Consider the following 3,344-nt stretch of genomic DNA (forward strand, 5'->3'; position numbering starts at 1 on the left):
CGGATGGGACGGAAGCTGGTACCGCCGCGCGTACTTCGACGATGGCACGCCTCTGGGGACGACCGGCGCCGATGCGTGCGCCATCGACTCGATCGCGCAGTCGTGGAGCGTGATGTCGGGCGCCGCCCGCCCCGATCGCGCACGGCGCGCCATGGAGTCGGTGAGCCGCCATCTGTTGCGGCCCAACGATCCCATGGCCCTCCTCCTGACGCCGCCGTTCGACCATACGGCGCTCGAACCCGGGTACATCAAGGGATACGTGCCCGGCGTGCGCGAGAATGGAGGGCAGTATACGCATGCGGCCGCGTGGGTCGCGATCGCGTTCGCGGCGCTCGGCGACGGCGACCGGGCCGCCGAGCTGCTCGCCATGCTCAACCCGATCACGCACACCAGGACGGCACAAGGCGTCCAACAGTACCGCGTCGAACCGTACGTCGCGGTGGGCGACGTCTACTCGGAGCCGCCGCACGTGGGCCGCGGCGGCTGGACCTGGTATACCGGGTCGGCGGGATGGTTGTATCGCGCCGGAATGGAGTGGCTGCTGGGAATGCGACTGCGCGGAACGCGGCTGGAGATCGATCCGTGCATTCCCGCGGGATGGCCGGGGTTCACGGTCGCGTTCCGGTACCGCTCGGCGCGGTACGACATCGTCGTCGAGAATCCCGATGGCATGTGCCGCGGGGTGAAGCGGCTCACCGTCGACGGCATCACGCTGGATGATCCCACGGGCATTCCGCTCGCCGACGATCAGGCCGTCCATCGCGTGCGCGTGGTGTTGGGAAACCAGGGAAGGCCAGAGGCTGGGCCATCCATGGGGGAGCACGTCATGAGTCTCGGAGAACGGCGGCAGCCGTGAAGATCAATCCGCTCGCGGGCCATGCGCCTCCGGCGTCGATGCTGCTCGACGTGTCTCGACTGATCACCGCGTACTACACGGAGGTCCCCGATGCCACGGTGCCGGCGGAGCGCGTGGCGTTTGGCACGTCGGGGCACCGCGGCACGGCGTTCGATCGGACCTTCAACGAATGGCACGTGCTGGCGATCAGCGAGGCCATCTGTCGCTACCGCCGGTGGAAAGCGATCGACGGCCCGCTCTATCTTGGCATCGATACGCACGCGCTGTCGGTGCCTGCCTGCGCGTCCGCCCTCGAGGTGCTGGCGGCACACGGCGTGGACGTGATGCTCGCCGAGCACGACGAATACACGCCGACGCCCGCGGTGTCGCACGCCATTCTCCGCTACAACCGGGGGCGGACGGCGGGGATGGCCGACGGTATCGTGATCACGCCGTCGCACAATCCGCCCGACAACGGCGGGTTCAAATACAACCCGCCCAACGGCGGGCCAGCCGATACCGCCGTCACGAGCTGGATCGAGGTTCACGCCAACCAGTTCCTGGAGCGGAAGCTTCGGGGGGTGAAGCGTATACCATATGAAAGGGCGGTGCGTGCTGACACGACACACCGCCACGACTATCTCAACACGTACGTGCGCGATCTGGGGAACGTGGTCGACATGGACGCGATCCGCGGCGCGAGCCTGCACGTGGGCGTGGACCCGCTTGGCGGAGCGGGCGTCCATTACTGGGCCCCAATCGCCCACCACTATCATCTCGACCTGACCGTCGTCAGCGATGTGGTGGACCAGACGTTCCGGTTCATGACCGTGGACTGGGACGGCCGCATCCGGATGGACCCGTCGTCGCCGTACGCGATGCAACGCCTGATCGGACTCAAGGACACGTTCGATGTCGCGTTCGCGTGCGATACGGATCACGACCGTCACGGGATCGTCACGCGGAGCGCCGGGCTGTTGCCGCCCAACCACTATCTAGCGGTGGCCATCCATTATCTCTTCGGGCATCGGCCCGGCTGGAGCGCGAACGCCGGCGTGGGAAAGACCGCCGTGAGCAGCGCGATGATCGATAAGGTGACGGCAAAGCTCGGCCGGCGGCTGCACGAGGTGCCCGTGGGGTTCAAGTGGTTTGTCGATGGACTCAGCGACGGATCCATCGGGTTCTGCGGGGAGGAGAGCGCCGGAGCGACGTTCCTGCGGCGCGACGGTACCGTGTGGACCACGGACAAGGACGGCATGGTTCCGGGGCTGCTGGCAGCCGAGATCACGGCGCGTGCCGGTCGCGACCCCGGTGAACTCTACGGCGATCTGACACGCGAGTTCGGCGACCCGGTGTACGACCGAGTCGAGGCGCCCGCGACCGCCGAGCAGAAGCAGCGCCTCGCGGCCCTCTCCCCGGCGCAACTGCATTGCCAGGACCTCGCCGGAGAGCCGATCACGAGCGTCATCAACCAGGCGCCGGGGAACCAGGCGCCGCTCGGCGGCGTGAAGGTGTCGGCCGCGACCGGCTGGTTCGCGGCCCGGCCATCGGGTACCGAGGCGCTCTACAAGATCTACGCCGAGAGTTTCCGCGGCCGCGAGCAATTGGCCCGGATCGTGGGGGAGGCGCAGGCGATCGTCGATACGGCGCTGGCGGCGGGACCGCCGGGAACGGCGCCATGACCGCGCTTCATGACGTTGTGTTCCTGCTTGATTGCGACAACACGCTGTTCGACAACGATCGGCTGGAGACGGATCTGGGCGATCACTTGGTACAGACGTACGGGATCGCCTGCCGGGCCAGGTACCTGGAGGTGCTCGAGCAACTGCGTAGCGAAGTCGGATACGCCGACTACCTGGGCGCCCTGCAGCGCTCCCGGCAGCAAGACGTGAGTGATGCGCGATTGTTCATGACGGCGTCGTTTCTCCTGGACTACCCCTTTGCCAGGCAGCTGTATCCCGGCGCGCTCGACGTCATCCGCCAACTGAGCACGTTGGGGCCGACGGTCATCTTGTCGGACGGCGACGTGGTGTATCAGCCGCGCAAAGTCCAGCACTCCGGTCTCTGGGAAGCCGTGGACGGCAGGGTGCTGATCGCCATTCACAAGGAACGGACGCTCGCGGCCGTGGCCGCGCGCTACCCGGCGCGGCGCTATGTCATGATCGACGATAAACTTCGCATTCTGGCGGCGATCAAAGCGTTCTGGTCCGACCGGGTGACGACGGTGTTCCCTCGCCAGGGGCACTACGCGCTCGATCCCCGCCACACGGCCGGGTTTGCCGCGGCCGATCTCACGGTCGAGCGGATCGGCGATCTGGCGAACCACGACTGGGCGGCCCAACTCGGCAGGCGTGCCACCGTGCCTCCGGAGCAGGACGGGCGGCGATGACGACCATGAAGTCGCGGTCGATCCTCACCATCAACGGTGGCTCGTCGAGCATCCGGTTCGCCGTGTACGCCGTCGGAGAACCGATGCGGCGGCAACTCAGCGGCAAGGTGGACCACATCG

The 3,344-nt window shown here is 67.3% G+C and carries 3 protein-coding genes; all 3 read left to right on the plus strand.

Annotated features, from left to right (window positions below):
• Nucleotides 1–856, plus strand: an 856-nt coding sequence (locus VNF92_01125) for a glycosyl hydrolase family 65 protein (protein ID HVA56464.1), incomplete at its 5' end; no start/stop codon positions are given.
• The gene (gene pgm, locus VNF92_01130) at nucleotides 853–2,517 is read left to right on the plus strand and encodes a phosphoglucomutase (alpha-D-glucose-1,6-bisphosphate-dependent) (GenBank protein HVA56465.1); all 1,665 of its coding nucleotides are present in this window, start codon (nucleotides 853–855) and stop codon (nucleotides 2,515–2,517) included. The genes VNF92_01125 and pgm, both read left to right, overlap by 4 nt.
• Entirely contained in the window at nucleotides 2,514–3,224 is a 711-nt protein-coding gene (locus tag VNF92_01135) for an HAD family hydrolase (protein HVA56466.1), read from the plus strand. Before pgm ends, VNF92_01135 begins: the two co-directional genes overlap by 4 nt.
• The last annotated feature ends 120 nt before the right edge of the window (nucleotides 3,225–3,344 follow it).

It is taken from the genome of Gemmatimonadaceae bacterium (assembly GCA_035533015.1).
GTDB lineage: Bacteria > Gemmatimonadota > Gemmatimonadetes > Gemmatimonadales > Gemmatimonadaceae > JAGWRI01.